Source organism: Paractinoplanes toevensis, assembly GCF_018332695.1.
GTDB lineage: Bacteria > Actinomycetota > Actinomycetes > Mycobacteriales > Micromonosporaceae > Actinoplanes > Actinoplanes toevensis.
The window spans coordinates 88,590-101,785 of the sequence record NZ_BOQN01000087.1; the positions used below are offsets into that span (position 1 = coordinate 88,590).

Below are 13,196 nucleotides of genomic sequence, written 5' to 3' on the forward strand. Positions count from 1 at the left end.
TGTGATCAACTCGTAGGATCAGAGGCCGTGACCGAAACAGTGAGCCTGCAGGACATCCGCGACGCCGCCCACCGGATCGCCGGTGCCACCCACCGCACCCCGGTGCTGCGGTCGCGCACCCTCGACGCCCTGGTCGGCGCGCGGGTGTACCTGAAGGCCGAGAACCTGCAGCGGATCGGCGCGTTCAAGTTCCGCGGCGCCTACAACGCGATCGCCAAGCTCGGCCCGGCCGAGCTCGCCCGCGGTATCGCCGCCTACTCGTCCGGCAACCACGCGCAGGCCGTCGCCCTGGCCGCCCACGAGCTGGGCAGCACCGCGGTGATCCTGATGCCGGCCGACACCCCGGCCGCGAAACTCGACGCGGTGGCCGGCTACGGCGCCGAGATCGTCACCTACGACCGTTACACCGAGAACCGCGAGGAGATCGGCGCCAAGCTCGCCTCCGACCGAGGGCTGACCCTGATCCCGCCCTACGAGCATCCCGACGTGATGGCCGGGCAGGGCACCGCCGCCCTCGAACTGCTCGAAGAGGTCGGCGACCTGGACACCCTCGTCGTACCCGTCGGTGGGGGTGGGTTGATCGCCGGCAGTGCCACCGCCGCGAAGGGCCTGCAACCGGGCATCCGCATCGTCGGCGTCGAACCCGCGCTCGGTGACGACACCAAGCGCTCCCTGGAAGCGGGGGAGCGGGTCAGCATCCCGGTGCCGCGCACCATCGCCGACGGGCAGGCCGCGTCCATTCCCGGTTCGCTGACGTTCGCCGTCAACCGCCGGCTCGTCGACGAGATCGTCCTGGTCAGCGACGACGAGATCGTCGACGCGCTGCGCTTCGCCGTCGACCGCCTCAAGACCGTCCTGGAACCCAGCGGCGCGTCCGGCCTCGCCGCCCTGCTCGCCGGCCGCCTCGACCCCGCCCCGGCCCGGATCGGCGTGATCCTCTCCGGCGGCAACGTCGGCGCGGCCCGCCTCGCGCAGCTACTCGCCTAGCACCTGCCGCTCCAGCGCCGGGTCCAGGCCGACCGGGGACCGGTCCGCGCGCAGCGGCGCCTCCCCGGCCAGCGACCGCATCCACTGCCAGGTGTCGGCGACCGTGTCGTACACCGGCCGGCACCGCAACCCCGCCCCCAGCGCCTTGGACACGTCGGCGCGGTGCAGGAAGTCGTGGTCGGGCCCCGGCGGGAACCAGATCGGCAGCTGCGTCCACGGCTCGATCCCGGCCGCCTTGATCACCGACGGGTCGGTCCAGCGCAGCCGCGCCCGCCCGCCGGTCACCGTGTTACCGATCTCCAGCAGCTCACCCATCGTGGTGTGGCCGGGCTCGCTGACCAGGTTGAACGCGCCCTGCAGACGGGAACCGGACGCGTTCAGCAGGAAGATCGCCAGGTCGCGGGCGTCGATGTACTGCAACGGCAGCACCCGCGGCCCCGGCGCCAGGGTCGGACCGCCCCGGGCGAGCCGGTTGAGCCACCACGGCAGCCGGCCCACGTCCTCGTGCGGGCCCAGGATCAGCCCGGCCCGGGCCAGCAGCACCGGCCCGTCGAACTCACCGGCGGCGATCTCCCCGCGCAGCTTGTCCCCGGCGTAACCGGTGTCGCGCGGATCCCCGAGCGGGGTGCGCTCGGTCAGCGGCATGGTCGCGCCCCACTGATAGACCGAGCGGCTCGACACGTACCCGTAGTGCCGGGCCCGCCCGGACAGCAACCGGGCCGTGCGCCCCACCGCGCCGGCCCCCGCCGACCAGGTGTCGATCACCGCGTCCCAGCTCTGGTCGACGTTCAGGGCGGCCAGGCCGTCCGGCGACAGCCGGTCGCCGACCGCCACCCGTACGCCCGCCGGCGCACCCCGCTGACCACGGTTGAACACGGTGACGTCATCGCCCCGGGCGACCGCTTCCTCCGCGATCGCCCGCCCGACGAACCCGGACCCACCCAGAATCAGCAGTCTCATGGCGATCGACCATGCCCGATGCCTGCGGTGGCGGGAAGAGCTATCGCTGAGAGCGGAACATCCCCAGAGCTTGAACCACCAGGGCATGATCTTCGGCCTGGGGGAGACCCGACACCGTGACGACCGCCACTATGCCGACATTCCGGATACGGATCGGGAAAGCGCCACCGTGCGCGGCGTAGTCGGCCGGGTCGACCCCCATGCCCGCGTCGAGTTCCTGGCCCTTGGCCGCCAGCCGCCGTCCCACGAGGTAGGACGAGGCGCCGTAGCGTTCCACCACCCGGACCTTGCGGGCGATCCACGCGTCGTTGTCCGCGGTGCTGCCCTCCAGGCCCGCGTGGAACAACTGCTGCGTGCCGCGCCGGATGTCGATGGCCACCGGCTTGTCGCCGGCCAACTCCACCAGCAGGCAGCCCAGCCGCCACGCGTCGGCGTTGCTGAACCGGTCGAACACCAGCTCGCGTTCCTGCTCTTCCAACTCTTCGATGTCGCCCATGGAGATCATTATCGGCGGCGCTGCTTCTGCAGCCAGATCCCCATGGCGGCGATCAACACGAAGATCATCATCGAACAGCAGAGCAACTTGATGAACAACTCCGCCTCCCGGTTCAGTAGGGTCGTTACTCGTGCGCCTGGCCACCTTCAACCTGCTGCACGGAAGGTCCCTCTCCGACGGCACCGTACACGCCGACCGCGTCCACGCCGCCATCGCCGAGCTGGACGCCGACGTCCTCGGCCTGCAGGAGGTCGACCGCGCCCAGCCCCGCAGCGGACTGCTCGACCTCACCGCCATCGCCGCCGACGCCCTCGGCGCGACCACCCACCGCTTCGCCGCCGCCGTCGTCGGCACCCCGGGGGAGACCTGGCAACCCTGGCGCAGCGACGACGACAACGCCCACCCGCTCTACGGCATCGCCCTGGTCAGCCGCTACCCCGTGCTGCGCTGGCAGATCACCACCCTGCCCGGCGCACCCATCCGCTCACCCGTCTACACCGGCGACGGCATCCGCCTGCTCAAGGACGAACCCCGGGTCCTGCTCGCCGCCGTCCTCGACACCCCGGCCGGCCCGGTCACCGTCGCCACCACCCACCTGAGCTTCGTCCCCGGCTGGAACCTGCGACAGCTGCGCCACGCCGTCCGCGCCCTGCGCACCCTGCCCGGCCCCCGCCTGCTGCTCGGCGACCTCAACATGCCGACCGGCCCGGTCCGCGCCGTCACCGGCTGGCGGCCCCTGGCCAAGGCACCCACCTTCCCCAGCCCGTCACCGCGCGCCCAGCTCGACCACATCCTGGCCGACCCGCGCGGCTTCAGCCTCGGCCGCGTCCTTCAGGTCGCCACCCCGCACCCGGACGTCTCCGACCACCTGCCGCTCATCGTGCAGCTGGACGCAGAAACACGTGCTCCAGGCCGTCCTCCGGATCCCACTGCTCACCGATCTTCCTGAACCCGAACCCGGCGATCGTCGCCTTCGACCCCACGTTGTCCGGCCGGATGCTGGCCCGCACCGCGGTCACCGCCGGGTCCGCGTCCGCCCGCTCGAGCAGCGACCGCAGCATCGCCTTGGCATGCCCGCGCCGCCGGAACGCCGGATCCACCGAGTAGGCGACCTCCACCACGCCGCCCTCGTCCGGCGGCCCGTGGAACCCGCCGTGCCCCACCACCCGGCCGTCGACCACCGCCGCCCGGGCGATCCAGTCGGCGCTGGCCGGGTCCCCTTCGATCTGCTCCAGCCGGATCCGCCACAGCCAGTGCTCCTCCACCAGGTACGGCGACAACGGCGCACCGGCCAGTTCGCTCGCGCCCGCGAGATCGCCGTCGATCAGGGCACGCAGCACCGCGGGGGAGAGCTTCACCCAAGTGATGTCCGACACGCCAGGCATGATCACACAGAGTGGTGATCAATGCCACGTTGGTTGTGCACAACTGAATTGCGCACTACCGTTCTCCGCATGGACCAAGGCACCGGACTCGAACAGATGATCTGCTTCGAGCTCTACGCCGCCAGCCGCGCCATGACCGCCCTCTACCGCCCCGTCCTCGACGACGCCGGCCTGACCTACCCGCAATACCTCGTCATGCGCGTCCTCTGGCACCGCGGCCCGGTCACCGTCCGCGACCTCGGCCACCACCTCACCCTCGACAGCGGCACCCTCTCACCGCTGCTCAAACGCCTCGAAACCCAAGGCATGATCCGCCGCGAACGAGGCACCACCGACGAACGCACCGTCGAGATCCACCTCACCGACACCGGCACCGCCCTCGAACAACAGGTCGCCGACGTACCCGCGCAGATCATCTGCGCCCTCGACCTCAACCTCGACGAATACCGGCAACTGCACCACCTCCTCGGGCGCATCCGCGCCGCCACCCCAGGAAAGGACCGGAACTAAATGGCCACCGTCTACACCGCCTCCTCCACCGCCACCGGCGACGCCCGCAACGGCCACGTCCGCAGCAGCGACGGCGTCCTCGACCTCGACCTCGCCGTCCCCAAGGAGATGGGCGGCCCCGGCGGCGCCCTCACCAACCCCGAACAACTCTTCAGCGCCGGCTACGCCGCCTGCTTCCACAGCGCCCTCAAAGCCGTCGCCCGCGCCCAGAAGATCACCCTGGAAGACACCGCGGTCACCGTCGACGTCGGCATCGGCCCCAACGAGACCGGCGGCTTCCAGCTCACCGTCGCCATCGAAGCCGAGATCCCCGGCGTCGACGAAGCCACCGCCCAGGCCCTCATCGAGGCGGCCCACCAGGTCTGCCCCTACTCCAACGCCACCCGCGGCAACGTCGAGGTAGCCCTTACCGTCGCCTGATCCTCGGTTTTTTACAGACCACGCAGCGCGCGGTTGGTGCGGTTCGCCCGCACCGCCGCGCGCTGCTGCTCCGCCGTCACCTCGATATAACCCTGCGACGTCGTCAACGACGCATGCCCCAGCAACCGCATGATCTCCGAAGCGTTCGCCCCGTCCTCCGCCAGCCGGGTCGCGAACGTGTGCCGCAACGCGTGCAACTGCGCACCCCGCGGGACCCGGTCACCGACCCCCGCCCGCCGGAAGCACGACTCCACCAAATACTGCAGACCACCACGCTGCAGCGCCGCCCCGCGCCGATCCACCAGCAGCGGATCCTTCGACGCCGCCCGCCCGAACCGGAACCGCCGGCTGTCCAGATAGCGCTCGACCAGGACATCCAGCTCCGGCTCGATCGGCACGGTGCGGGGCCGGCCACCCTTACCGGCCACCTCGACCCGGCGCTCACCCGGCCGCCCGCTCACATCACCGACTCGCAGAGCCAGCAACTCGGACAGCCGCAGCCCCGCACACAACGCCAGGGCCAGCACCGCCACATCCCGCTCGGGCCAGGGATCACGCTGCCGCTCATCCACCCGGCTGACAGCGGACAGTAACTCCTCCGGAGTGTCCTCACCACGCAGCGGCTTGGGGGAGTGGGCCGGCAGCCGGGGCTTGTCGACGGCCGACATCGGATTGCCGGGAAGAACCTGCTCGGTGACCAGGAACGTGAAGAACGCGTTCCACGACGACCAGGCCCGGGCCACCGAGGCAGGTGCCCGTTCACCCGCAAATCGTGCGAAGGCCGCCCGCAGCGAGCGAGGGGAGAGGTCACCCAGAGTGACCTCTCCGGGCCCGAGCAAACCGACGATCAAACCCAGATCCCGGCGGTACGCCTGAAGCGTGTGCACCGAGGGTTTCCGGGTGGCCCGCGCCGCCAGGAAGTCCTCGATGAGTTCCCGCACTGATTGTTGCTGCATAAGTCATATTATGCAGCAATTCGAGCCTTTTGCGGGGTTCGGTCTATGCCCGGTCGTGGAGCGTGATCTGGTAGCCGTCGGGATCCGCGAAGGTGAAGGTGCGGCCGAAGGGTCCGTCGATCGGCGCCGAGACGATGGTGTGGCCGCCGGCGACAAGGGCGTCGTGGATGTCCTGGACGTCGGTGGCGTGCAGCCAGATCGCCGCACCGATGCCGGGCTGCGGGGCGGACGCCAGATCGGTGCCGGGCACGATGTCGCGCAGGGCGAACGCGATCGGCTTCGTCTCGAAGACCACGGCGTGCGGGGGCCCGACCGGCGAGCGGACGAGGCCGAGGTACTGCTCGTAGAACGCCTGCGACGCGTGCAGATCGCTCGCCTGCAGGGAGATGAAGTCGGGTCCGGTGACCGGCATCGGGTTGCTCCTTCGAGTCGTGTCAGTTTTCTGACATCCACCAAGGTATGTCAGACTGCTGACATGAGTCAAGATGAGGCCGGCGTCGACCTGGAGACATCGCTGGGCTACCTGCTGAAAGAGGCGTCCAGCGCGCTCCGGGCGGCCATGGAGGCGGTGCTGCGGCCGCTGGGGATGACGGTGACGCACTACTCGTGTCTCGAGCTGCTGGCGCAACGTCCCGGCCTGTCGAACTCCGAGCTCGCGCGGGGGGCGTTCGTGACGAGGCAGTCGATGAACGTGTTGCTTCAGGCCCTGGAGCGGGACGGCTATGTGACCAGGCCGGCGGAGGCACCCGTGGGCAAGGTTCTGCCGGCCCGGCTCACGCCCCGCGGCCGGCGAAGCCTCGCGAAGGCATCCGCCGCGGTCCGCTCCGTCGAGGTGAGAATGCTGAGCGGGATGACCGATGCGGAGCAGTCAGCCGCGTACGCCGCCCTGCAGAGCATGATCCGCTCCCTCCAGACCCCTTCTAGTTGACATAATGTCGATTATCGACCTGGAAGATTATCGATATCAGGCCGGTGTGGTCGCGTTCGTCACGAACCCGGCGACGAGCAGCAGATCCCTTACCCGGAAGTACGCGAGGCTGTCCTGGCTGTAGAGGTCTGCGTCGAGGCGCTCGCGCAACCGCTGGGCTGTGTCGTTGAGCCGGCGGTGCTGCTCGGCCGACAGCGGGCCGCCGTTCGCCAAGGCGGCGGAAACGCAGGCGTCGATCTCGCTCGCGCCCGGATCGTTCCAGGTGAGCAATCCGGGAAGCCGGCTGCGGCGCCAGTAGGTCAGCGCGTGCAGAGCCGCCCGCTGCGACGCTCCGTACCAGATCGCCGGACCGCGGTTGGGGTTCCGGTCGTCTCGGCGGGGCGTCCGGTGGCCGCGCTGCTTCGCCGTGCGGCGTTCTGCGGCATACCTTCGCAGGTCGTCGTGCCAGAGGGCGCGGCTCGCCGCGAGATGGTCGAGGGCGCGGAGCAGTGCTCCGTCATCACGGTGGAACGGTCCGGCCAACTCTTCGAGGAAGCTGAGCGTGGCCTCGAAGCCGATCGGGCGGTACAGCTGCACGCACGAGCGCAGCGCGGAGACCCGGCGCTTGTGCGGCAGCGCGGGATTGCGGACGTGGTTGGCGAACCCGCTGAAGCTCACCGGCCGAGAGTAGAGCCGGCCACTCCCCCTCGGTCGCGTCTCCCCCGTCAGGTGGCGCGGCGGGTCGGGACGGTGGCGCGGCGGGCCATGCGGCGTAGGACGGTGGGGGCGATCAGCAGGGTGATGGTGGCCCAGGTGCCGAGGACGGTGATGGTTTGCAGGTGGCGCCAGGAGTCGCCGATCTCGGTGGTGACGGCTTCGGGTGGCAGCAGGGCGGAGCGCATGCCCAGGCCGAGCCAGTAGATCGGGAAGGTCTGGGCGGCGGCCTGCAGCCAGCCGGGCAGGGCGGTGATCGGGTAGAAGATGCCGGAGATGCCGATGACGGTGAGGATCGGCAGGGTGAGTAGGCCCTGGCTGCGGGGGCTGTCGAAGATCGAGCCGAGGACCGCGCCGGTGGGCAGGGTGGCGGCCAGGCCGAGGGTGAGCATGGCGAGCAGGGTGAGCCAGGTGGTGGGCCGGTCGGTGGTCAGGCCGTGGACCAGCAGCAGGGCGGGGAGCAGGAAGATGGCCAGGTCGAGGAGCAGGCCGCCGGAGACGGAGATGAGTTTGCCGGTGAGGTAGCCGAGCATGCCGTTCGGGGTGGTTCTGGCGCGTAGCAGGGTGCCGTCGTCGCGGTCGGCGACCAGGTGCTGGCTTATGCTGACCATGGCCATGGCGGTGTTCATGCCGAGGATGCTGGGCAGTAGGGCGGGGCCGAAGGGCCGGTCGCGCAGGAACCACAGGGCGATGAGCATGAGTGCCGGCCAGAGGATGTGGTTGAGCAGGTCGCCAGGGTTGGTGACGGACTGGCGTAGTTCGATGAGGCCGCGGGATCGGCCGGCGCGCAGGGCCCGGTTCATCGGGGTGTCCGGCGGGTGAGGGCCAGGTAGGTGTCTTCCAGCGTGGCTCGGTGGATTTCGAGGTCGTGCAGGTGGTCGCCGTGGTCGCGGTAGAGGTCGTGGATGAGCCGGGCCGGGTGGTCGGTGGGCCGGGTGTGGCGGGTGCCGTGCAGGGTCCAGCGGACTTCGTCGTGGCCGGTGAGTTCGCGGGTGGTGCTGTTGGCGAGGATGCGGCCGTGGTCGAGGACGAGGACGCGGGTCGCGATGCGTTCGGCTTCGGCGAGGTCGTGGGTGGTGAGCAGGATGGTGGTGTGGTGGTCGGTGGCGAGGCCGCGGATCAGGTGGTGGAAGTCGTGGCGGGCGGCCGGGTCGAGGCCGGCGGTGGGTTCGTCGAGGAAGAGGACTCGGGGCCGGCCGATGATGCCGAGGGCTAGGTCGAGGCGGCGGCGTTGGCCGCCGGAGAGCGTACGTATCTTCTGGTTGGCCTGGTCGGTGAGGCCGACGAGGGTGAGCAGGTCGTCGGGGTTCCAGCCGTGGGGGTAGTAGGCGCGGATCTGGGTGAGGAGTTCGCGGGGGCGCCATTTGCCGTGGTCGCGCCAGGTTTGCAGGACGATGCCGATGTGGGCGCGCCAGTCCTCGCCGGCGTGGGCGGGGTCGGCGCCGAGGACGTCGACGTGGCCGGTGGTGCGGGCGCGGAGGCCTTCGAGGATTTCGATGGTGGTGGTTTTGCCGGCGCCGTTGGGGCCGAGCAGGGCGAGGATGTCGCCGCGCTGGGCGTGGAAGGTGATGTCGTGCAGGACGTCGGTGGTGCCGTAGCGCATGTGCAGGCCGGTGACGTTGATGTCAGTGGTCATCGGTGGTTTCCCGGCGGACGGCGTCGGTGAGGGCGGTGCGGTCGATGCCGGCCAGGTCGAGGGCTCGGGGGACGGTGCCGACGGGGGTGAGCAGGATGCCGAGTAGCAGGTGGGCGGGGGTGCAGTCGCGTTTGCGGCGGGCGGTGGCGAGGCCGCGTTCGAGGGCGGTTCGGGCGGTGGTGCCGAGTTGCGGGGAGCCGGTGGGTGGTGTGGTCGGTAGTGGGAGGGCGCCGGCGAGGTGGACGCCGGCGGCGGCGAGGCTGGTGGTGAATTCGTGGTCGAGGGCGGTGCGGATGGTGGTGTGGTCGAGTCCGGCGGCGGTGAGGGCGGGTGAGCCGTCGCGGGCGATGGCGAGGAGGAGGTGGTGGGCTTCGATGGTGGTGGTGCCGTCGGTGCGGGCTTCGTCGGCGGCGGTGGTGAGGATGTGGTTGAGATAGTGGTCGACGGTGCTCATCCGGAGCGCCTCCTGAGGGTGACGCCGGCGGCGATGAGCCGCTGGGCGTGTTTTTTGTAGACCGCCTGGCGGGTGACGCCGAGGGCTTCGGCGACCTGGGGCCAGCTCCAGCCGGTTCGCATGGCTTCTTCGACGGCGGTGTCTTCGAGGCGGTCGGCGAGGTGGCGTAGGGCTCCGATGGCGGCGAGCCGGTCGGCGACCTCCCCGGAGGCGGGTATTTCCACGGACATGTAAGCAACCGTAGTTGCTTATCTTCGCCTTAGTCAACCTGGGTTGCTTAGGTTAGGGTCGTGGGATGCGCGTGCTGTGGATTACCGGGTTCCTGGACTCCCCCGACCCGGACGTGGAGCCGTTCTGGCTGGCGGTGACCGGCACGCGGCTGTCCGAGCGGCGCGGTGGCGGCACGTTCGCGACCCTGCTGCCGGCGGACGGGGACGCCTGTCTGCGCGTACAGGTGATCGGGTCGCCCTATCCCGGATCGCATGTGGATCTGCATGTGGCCGATGTGCCGGCGGCAGCCGGCGAGGCCGAGGCGCTCGGCGCGCGGGTCGTCTTCGCCGAGCCCGGCCTGGTGGTGCTGCGCTCCCCCGCCGGTGTGCCGTTCTGCCTGGTGCGGTGGGACGGGGAGGCGCTCCGGCCGCGGCCGGTGCGGTGGCCGGGCGGGCAGAGCAGCATCGTGGATCAGTTGTGCCTGGATGTTCCGGCGGCGGACTACGACGACGAGTACGAGTTCTGGGCGGGCTTGACCGGCTGGGAGCGCGCGAAGTCGGATCTGCCGGAGTTCGCGTTCCTGCAGGGTGACCCGGCGTTGCCACTGCGGTTGCTGGTGCAGCGGATCGGGTCGGGGCCGGTCGGCGTACACCTGGATTTTGCCTGTGATGGGGTTGATGCCGAGGTGGCGCGGCATGTGGAACTCGGTGCGACCGTCGTGCGGCGGGTCCCCGGGGACTGGACGACATTGCGGGACCCGGCCGGGCGGGAGTATTGCGTTACCGCTCGGGCGCCCCGTGGGCGTGAATGACCGCGCCGTGGGTGGTGACGCGAGCGGTCAGCTGCCAGCCGGGTAGGGCTTCCAGCTCGGCGGGCTGCCAGTAACGCTTGATCACCTGGTAGGTGCGACCGTCGTTGAGGGTGCGTTGCTGCAGGTCACCGTCGATGCGGGCGGGCTGGTAGCTGTCCAGCAGGAAGACCCGGCCGCCGGGGCGCAGGGCGGTGGCCACCTGCTGCCAGAAACGGTCGAGGTGCTCGTCGGGGATGTGCGAGAGCCAGAAGCTGAAGAACACGACGTCGAACTGCTGGGCCGGTGGGGTCCAGGTGAAGATGTCGGCCTGCACGTAGGTGACGCGGCCGGTGCGGGCGGTGCGGGCCCGGTTGAGATCGAGGGTCTCGGTGTGCGCGTCGACCGCGGTGATGCGGGTGGCGTGCCGGGTCAGGCGCTCGGTCCACCAGCCGGTGCCGGCGGCGAACTCCAGCACGTCACCGGCCGGGTCGAAGGCCTCCAGGGCCCGCGCGGCCTCGTCGATGTCGGCGAACCAGTGCTGCCGGGCCTGGTCGTCGAGGGCGTAGCGGCCGCGGCGCTGCCACCACTCGTCGTACTCCCCCGCGCGGTGCCGGTAGTACTCCCGCTGTTCGGTCAACTGGTCCATGTCGATGACGCTATCGGCGGGGGCAATCAAATTTCTCTGGCAAGATCGCGGGGCGTACGGCGAAAGTGTCGGTGCCCCCTGCTAAAACTGTTGGCACAAGCGTTCGAATGATCGGAGAGTGGCGTGGCCCGGGGTTTGAGCACCGAAGAGCTGTCGGCGATCCGCGACGGGGTGACCGCCGGGCGTAAGCCGCGGGTGCAGTTCACCGAGTCGGCGGGGCAGATCGCCGGCCAGATCGGCCAGGTCGTGTCGCTGGGCGATCCGGCGGAGTCCGACGAGTTCGTGGTGGTGAAATTCGGCCGCGACGAGCTGCCCTTCTCCCCCGCTGACCTGCAGGTCGCCCCGCGCGGCGCGACCGCCCGCAAGGCCGCGCCACCGCCGCCGGTGCCCGCTCCGGCCGGGCCGCCGGCACCGGAATTTCTGCTCGACAAACCCGTGGCGGCGCCGGTCGCCGAGCCCGTGAAGAGCGAAGATGGTCCGGTGGCGACCCCGGCACCCCGCAAATCGACCCCGCCGCGCCCGGCCAAGACGAAACCGGCGCCGGGTCTGACGGTCACCTTGGCGTACGGCGAGGGTGAGTGGACCGTGGCGGCCGCCCAGGGCAGCAAGGCCCTCGCGAAGCCCTATGTGATCCGCCCGGCCGAGGCGCTGCGGATGGTGTCGCTGGTCGACGTGCCCGGCGTGCAGGAGGCGGTCGAGCAGATCCTGGCCGCCGAGCGGGCCGAGGCGGAAAAGGAAGCCCAGCGGTTACGGGCCGAGCTGGCCGAGGTCGAGGCGCGGCTGGCCGAGCTCGGTGAGGCCGGCGGGTCAGGTGTCGAGGTCGGCCGGTAACGGCAGGTCCAGCGCGCGCAGGAAACGGGCGGTCTTCACCTCGACGAACACCTCGGCGTCGTCGAGATCGTCCACGTCCTGCTCGTCACCGTCGTCGAGGTCGTCGTCCTCCGGGTCGACGTCCTGGGCGAGGAAGGTGACGATCTGTTCCTCCTTCGCCAGGGCGTCACCGCCCGGGTGCACCGCCACCCACCAGGCCGCGAGGCCGGCCGCCTCGCGGAAGACGTCGGTCGGCGCCGAGGCGCCCTCGTCCTCGAAGTAGGTGCGCGGGGTCACCCCCAGATAGGCGATGCCGGCACCACTGGGCGCCGGATCGTAGGTGACGACCGTGAAATCGCTGTCGTGGATGTCCAGCAGCATCCACGGCCCGCCGTGGGTGGGCCGGCTGTCCGGGTCGGCGTCATGCCACTGCTCGCCGTCGTAGAGGTACGTTCCGAAGAACCCCATCCTCCGATGATCTCATCCGTCAGGCGGAGGCACTCTGCGAGTCGCCGAGCGGCTGCTCGGGAAGCTTCGGCAGCACCCGGCCCGGCCGCGGCCGCACCCGGGTGAAATCGGGGGTGCGGGTCTCGTCGACCACAGCCGGCATCTCCATCTCGCCCTCGCGCAGCCGCGCGAGGGTGGCGTCGATGCCCTCCATGATCAGGCGGGTGGCCTTCATCGCCCGGGCACCCGGCGTGCCGGTCACCGACGACAGGTCCACCGGCACCTCGCCGAACCGCACGTGCACCACCGGGCGGCGGAGCATCGCCCGCAGGATCGAACGGACCAGCTTCTTCGGCGTGTTGTACGGCAGCACGGCGTGCGCACCCCACTGCGCCACCGGCAGGACCGGCGCGCCCGAAGCGGCGGCCATCCGGGCCACCCCGGTCTTGCCGCGCTCCGGCCACATCCACGGGTCCAGGCCGATCCGGCCCTCCGGGTAGACCAGCACCATCGCCCCGCCGGCCAGGGCGTCGGCGGCACTGGGCAGCGCGTCGGCGACCCGGCTGGTGCCCCGGTCGACCCGGATGTGCCCGGCGGCGCGCATCGCGGCCCCCGCGATCGGCGCGTCGAAGAGACCGCCGGTGGCCAGGATCCGCGGCGCGATACCGATCTTGTGGCAGGCCGCGGTCATCACGATCGGGTCGAACGGGCTGACATGGTTGGCGGCCAGGATCAGCGCACCGGTACGCAGGTCGGCGGGCACGTCCCCGGACACCCGCAACCGGCACAGCGGCAGCACGACGATCCGCGACAGCGCCAGCATGAACCGCCACATCGGCGGCACCCGCGAGGTAGAACTCTCCATAAG

Annotated in this window: 20 protein-coding genes; 7 read left to right on the plus strand and 13 right to left on the minus strand. The window is 70.6% G+C overall.

Translation table 11 applies throughout. From position 1 onward, the window contains the following. Window positions 1-27 precede the first annotated feature (27 nt). Entirely contained in the window at window positions 28-987 is a 960-nt protein-coding gene (locus Ato02nite_RS33360; RefSeq protein ID WP_213010652.1) for a pyridoxal-phosphate dependent enzyme, read from the plus strand. Here the strand turns inward: Ato02nite_RS33360 and Ato02nite_RS33365 are convergent. Further along, window positions 976-1,947: an NAD-dependent epimerase/dehydratase family protein gene (locus tag Ato02nite_RS33365; RefSeq protein WP_213010653.1), complete on the minus strand. Its 972-nt coding sequence runs from the start codon at window positions 1,945-1,947 to the stop codon at window positions 976-978. The two genes, Ato02nite_RS33360 and Ato02nite_RS33365, sit on opposite strands and share 12 nt — an antisense overlap. Before the next feature lie 40 nt (window positions 1,948-1,987). Beyond that, window positions 1,988-2,443: a heme-degrading domain-containing protein gene (locus tag Ato02nite_RS33370; RefSeq protein ID WP_213010654.1), complete on the minus strand. Its 456-nt coding sequence runs from the start codon at window positions 2,441-2,443 to the stop codon at window positions 1,988-1,990. Window positions 2,444-2,573: 130 nt separating this feature from the next. Between Ato02nite_RS33370 and Ato02nite_RS33375 the strand changes: the two genes are divergently transcribed. After that, entirely contained in the window at window positions 2,574-3,392 is an 819-nt protein-coding gene (locus tag Ato02nite_RS33375) for an endonuclease/exonuclease/phosphatase family protein (protein WP_213010655.1), read from the plus strand. Here the strand turns inward: Ato02nite_RS33375 and Ato02nite_RS33380 are convergent. Next, window positions 3,319-3,828: a GNAT family N-acetyltransferase gene (locus tag Ato02nite_RS33380; protein ID WP_213010656.1), complete on the minus strand. Its 510-nt coding sequence runs from the start codon at window positions 3,826-3,828 to the stop codon at window positions 3,319-3,321. The genes Ato02nite_RS33375 and Ato02nite_RS33380 overlap by 74 nt on opposite strands. Window positions 3,829-3,897: 69 nt before the next feature. Here Ato02nite_RS33380 and Ato02nite_RS33385 point away from each other — a divergent pair, with 69 nt between their 5' ends. Continuing rightward, window positions 3,898-4,338: a MarR family winged helix-turn-helix transcriptional regulator gene (locus Ato02nite_RS33385; protein ID WP_213010657.1), complete on the plus strand. Its 441-nt coding sequence runs from the start codon at window positions 3,898-3,900 to the stop codon at window positions 4,336-4,338. Further along, on the plus strand, window positions 4,339-4,758 hold the full coding sequence (locus Ato02nite_RS33390; protein WP_213010658.1) for an organic hydroperoxide resistance protein: 420 nt from the start codon (window positions 4,339-4,341) through the stop codon (window positions 4,756-4,758). Between the two features lie 11 nt (window positions 4,759-4,769). On the opposite strand, the gene Ato02nite_RS33395 is transcribed toward Ato02nite_RS33390, so the two are convergent. Next, window positions 4,770-5,714, minus strand: a complete 945-nt coding sequence (locus Ato02nite_RS33395) for a tyrosine-type recombinase/integrase (RefSeq protein ID WP_213010659.1) — start codon at window positions 5,712-5,714, stop codon at window positions 4,770-4,772. Window positions 5,715-5,757: 43 nt separating this feature from the next. Next, window positions 5,758-6,126 (minus strand): VOC family protein, encoded by a 369-nt coding sequence (locus Ato02nite_RS33400; RefSeq protein WP_213010660.1) that lies wholly within the window; start codon window positions 6,124-6,126, stop codon window positions 5,758-5,760. A gap of 63 nt (window positions 6,127-6,189) precedes the next feature. Here Ato02nite_RS33400 and Ato02nite_RS33405 point away from each other — a divergent pair, with 63 nt between their 5' ends. Next, window positions 6,190-6,642 carry a MarR family winged helix-turn-helix transcriptional regulator gene (locus Ato02nite_RS33405; protein WP_213010661.1) on the plus strand — a complete coding sequence of 151 codons (453 nt, stop codon included), beginning with the start codon at window positions 6,190-6,192 and terminating at the stop codon, window positions 6,640-6,642. Window positions 6,643-6,678: 36 nt separating this feature from the next. On the opposite strand, the gene Ato02nite_RS33410 is transcribed toward Ato02nite_RS33405, so the two are convergent. Genes Ato02nite_RS33410 through Ato02nite_RS33430 form a run of 5 tightly spaced genes read right to left on the minus strand, consistent with a single transcriptional unit; the run spans window position 6,679 to window position 9,655 of the window. Continuing rightward, on the minus strand, window positions 6,679-7,299 hold the full coding sequence (locus tag Ato02nite_RS33410) for a hypothetical protein (RefSeq protein ID WP_213010662.1): 621 nt from the start codon (window positions 7,297-7,299) through the stop codon (window positions 6,679-6,681). A gap of 47 nt (window positions 7,300-7,346) precedes the next feature. Beyond that, a complete protein-coding gene (locus Ato02nite_RS33415) occupies window positions 7,347-8,138 on the minus strand; it encodes an ABC transporter permease (RefSeq protein WP_213010663.1) in 792 nt (263 codons plus the stop codon). Continuing rightward, window positions 8,135-8,971, minus strand: coding sequence for an ABC transporter ATP-binding protein (locus Ato02nite_RS33420; RefSeq protein ID WP_246607737.1), 837 nt, complete (start codon window positions 8,969-8,971; stop codon window positions 8,135-8,137). Before Ato02nite_RS33420 ends, Ato02nite_RS33415 begins: the two co-directional genes overlap by 4 nt. After that, window positions 8,961-9,425 carry a Clp protease N-terminal domain-containing protein gene (locus tag Ato02nite_RS33425; protein WP_213010664.1) on the minus strand — a complete coding sequence of 155 codons (465 nt, stop codon included), beginning with the start codon at window positions 9,423-9,425 and terminating at the stop codon, window positions 8,961-8,963. Before Ato02nite_RS33425 ends, Ato02nite_RS33420 begins: the two co-directional genes overlap by 11 nt. Continuing rightward, window positions 9,422-9,655: a hypothetical protein gene (locus tag Ato02nite_RS33430; protein WP_213010665.1), complete on the minus strand. Its 234-nt coding sequence runs from the start codon at window positions 9,653-9,655 to the stop codon at window positions 9,422-9,424. Before Ato02nite_RS33430 ends, Ato02nite_RS33425 begins: the two co-directional genes overlap by 4 nt. Window positions 9,656-9,720: 65 nt before the next feature. On the opposite strand from Ato02nite_RS33430, the gene Ato02nite_RS33435 reads away from it, so the two are divergent. Beyond that, window positions 9,721-10,446 (plus strand): VOC family protein, encoded by a 726-nt coding sequence (locus Ato02nite_RS33435; RefSeq protein ID WP_213010666.1) that lies wholly within the window; start codon window positions 9,721-9,723, stop codon window positions 10,444-10,446. Here Ato02nite_RS33435 and Ato02nite_RS33440 read toward each other — a convergent pair. Then, window positions 10,415-11,071: a class I SAM-dependent methyltransferase gene (locus Ato02nite_RS33440; RefSeq protein ID WP_213010667.1), complete on the minus strand. Its 657-nt coding sequence runs from the start codon at window positions 11,069-11,071 to the stop codon at window positions 10,415-10,417. The two genes, Ato02nite_RS33435 and Ato02nite_RS33440, sit on opposite strands and share 32 nt — an antisense overlap. 123 nt (window positions 11,072-11,194) lie before the next feature. Between Ato02nite_RS33440 and Ato02nite_RS33445 the strand changes: the two genes are divergently transcribed. Further along, on the plus strand, window positions 11,195-11,902 hold the full coding sequence (locus Ato02nite_RS33445) for a hypothetical protein (RefSeq protein ID WP_246607739.1): 708 nt from the start codon (window positions 11,195-11,197) through the stop codon (window positions 11,900-11,902). On the opposite strand, the gene Ato02nite_RS33450 is transcribed toward Ato02nite_RS33445, so the two are convergent. After that, window positions 11,879-12,349 (minus strand): hypothetical protein, encoded by a 471-nt coding sequence (locus Ato02nite_RS33450; protein ID WP_213010668.1) that lies wholly within the window; start codon window positions 12,347-12,349, stop codon window positions 11,879-11,881. The two genes, Ato02nite_RS33445 and Ato02nite_RS33450, sit on opposite strands and share 24 nt — an antisense overlap. A gap of 19 nt (window positions 12,350-12,368) precedes the next feature. Continuing rightward, entirely contained in the window at window positions 12,369-13,193 is an 825-nt protein-coding gene (locus tag Ato02nite_RS33455) for a lysophospholipid acyltransferase family protein (protein WP_213010669.1), read from the minus strand. Window positions 13,194-13,196 lie beyond the last annotated feature (3 nt).

Excerpts from the sequence above, each read along its gene's own strand:
- Ato02nite_RS33365 (WP_213010653.1), bottom strand. The coding sequence starts at position 1,947 with ATGAGACTGCTGATTCTGGGTGGGTCCGGGTTCGTCGGGCGGGCGATC.
- Ato02nite_RS33370 (WP_213010654.1), bottom strand. The coding sequence starts at position 2,443 with ATGGGCGACATCGAAGAGTTGGAAGAGCAGGAACGCGAGCTGGTGTTC.
- Ato02nite_RS33380 (WP_213010656.1), bottom strand. The coding sequence starts at position 3,828 with ATGCCTGGCGTGTCGGACATCACTTGGGTGAAGCTCTCCCCCGCGGTG.
- Ato02nite_RS33385 (WP_213010657.1), top strand. The coding sequence starts at position 3,898 with ATGGACCAAGGCACCGGACTCGAACAGATGATCTGCTTCGAGCTCTAC.
- Ato02nite_RS33390 (WP_213010658.1), top strand. The coding sequence starts at position 4,339 with ATGGCCACCGTCTACACCGCCTCCTCCACCGCCACCGGCGACGCCCGC.
- Ato02nite_RS33395 (WP_213010659.1), bottom strand. The coding sequence starts at position 5,714 with ATGCAGCAACAATCAGTGCGGGAACTCATCGAGGACTTCCTGGCGGCG.
- Ato02nite_RS33400 (WP_213010660.1), bottom strand. The coding sequence starts at position 6,126 with ATGCCGGTCACCGGACCCGACTTCATCTCCCTGCAGGCGAGCGATCTG.
- Ato02nite_RS33405 (WP_213010661.1), top strand. The coding sequence starts at position 6,190 with ATGAGTCAAGATGAGGCCGGCGTCGACCTGGAGACATCGCTGGGCTAC.
- Ato02nite_RS33415 (WP_213010663.1), bottom strand. The coding sequence starts at position 8,138 with ATGAACCGGGCCCTGCGCGCCGGCCGATCCCGCGGCCTCATCGAACTA.
- Ato02nite_RS33420 (WP_246607737.1), bottom strand. The coding sequence starts at position 8,971 with ATGACCACTGACATCAACGTCACCGGCCTGCACATGCGCTACGGCACC.
- Ato02nite_RS33425 (WP_213010664.1), bottom strand. The coding sequence starts at position 9,425 with ATGAGCACCGTCGACCACTATCTCAACCACATCCTCACCACCGCCGCC.
- Ato02nite_RS33430 (WP_213010665.1), bottom strand. The coding sequence starts at position 9,655 with ATGTCCGTGGAAATACCCGCCTCCGGGGAGGTCGCCGACCGGCTCGCC.
- Ato02nite_RS33435 (WP_213010666.1), top strand. The coding sequence starts at position 9,721 with ATGCGCGTGCTGTGGATTACCGGGTTCCTGGACTCCCCCGACCCGGAC.
- Ato02nite_RS33440 (WP_213010667.1), bottom strand. The coding sequence starts at position 11,071 with ATGGACCAGTTGACCGAACAGCGGGAGTACTACCGGCACCGCGCGGGG.
- Ato02nite_RS33450 (WP_213010668.1), bottom strand. The coding sequence starts at position 12,349 with ATGGGGTTCTTCGGAACGTACCTCTACGACGGCGAGCAGTGGCATGAC.
- Ato02nite_RS33455 (WP_213010669.1), bottom strand. The coding sequence starts at position 13,193 with ATGGAGAGTTCTACCTCGCGGGTGCCGCCGATGTGGCGGTTCATGCTG.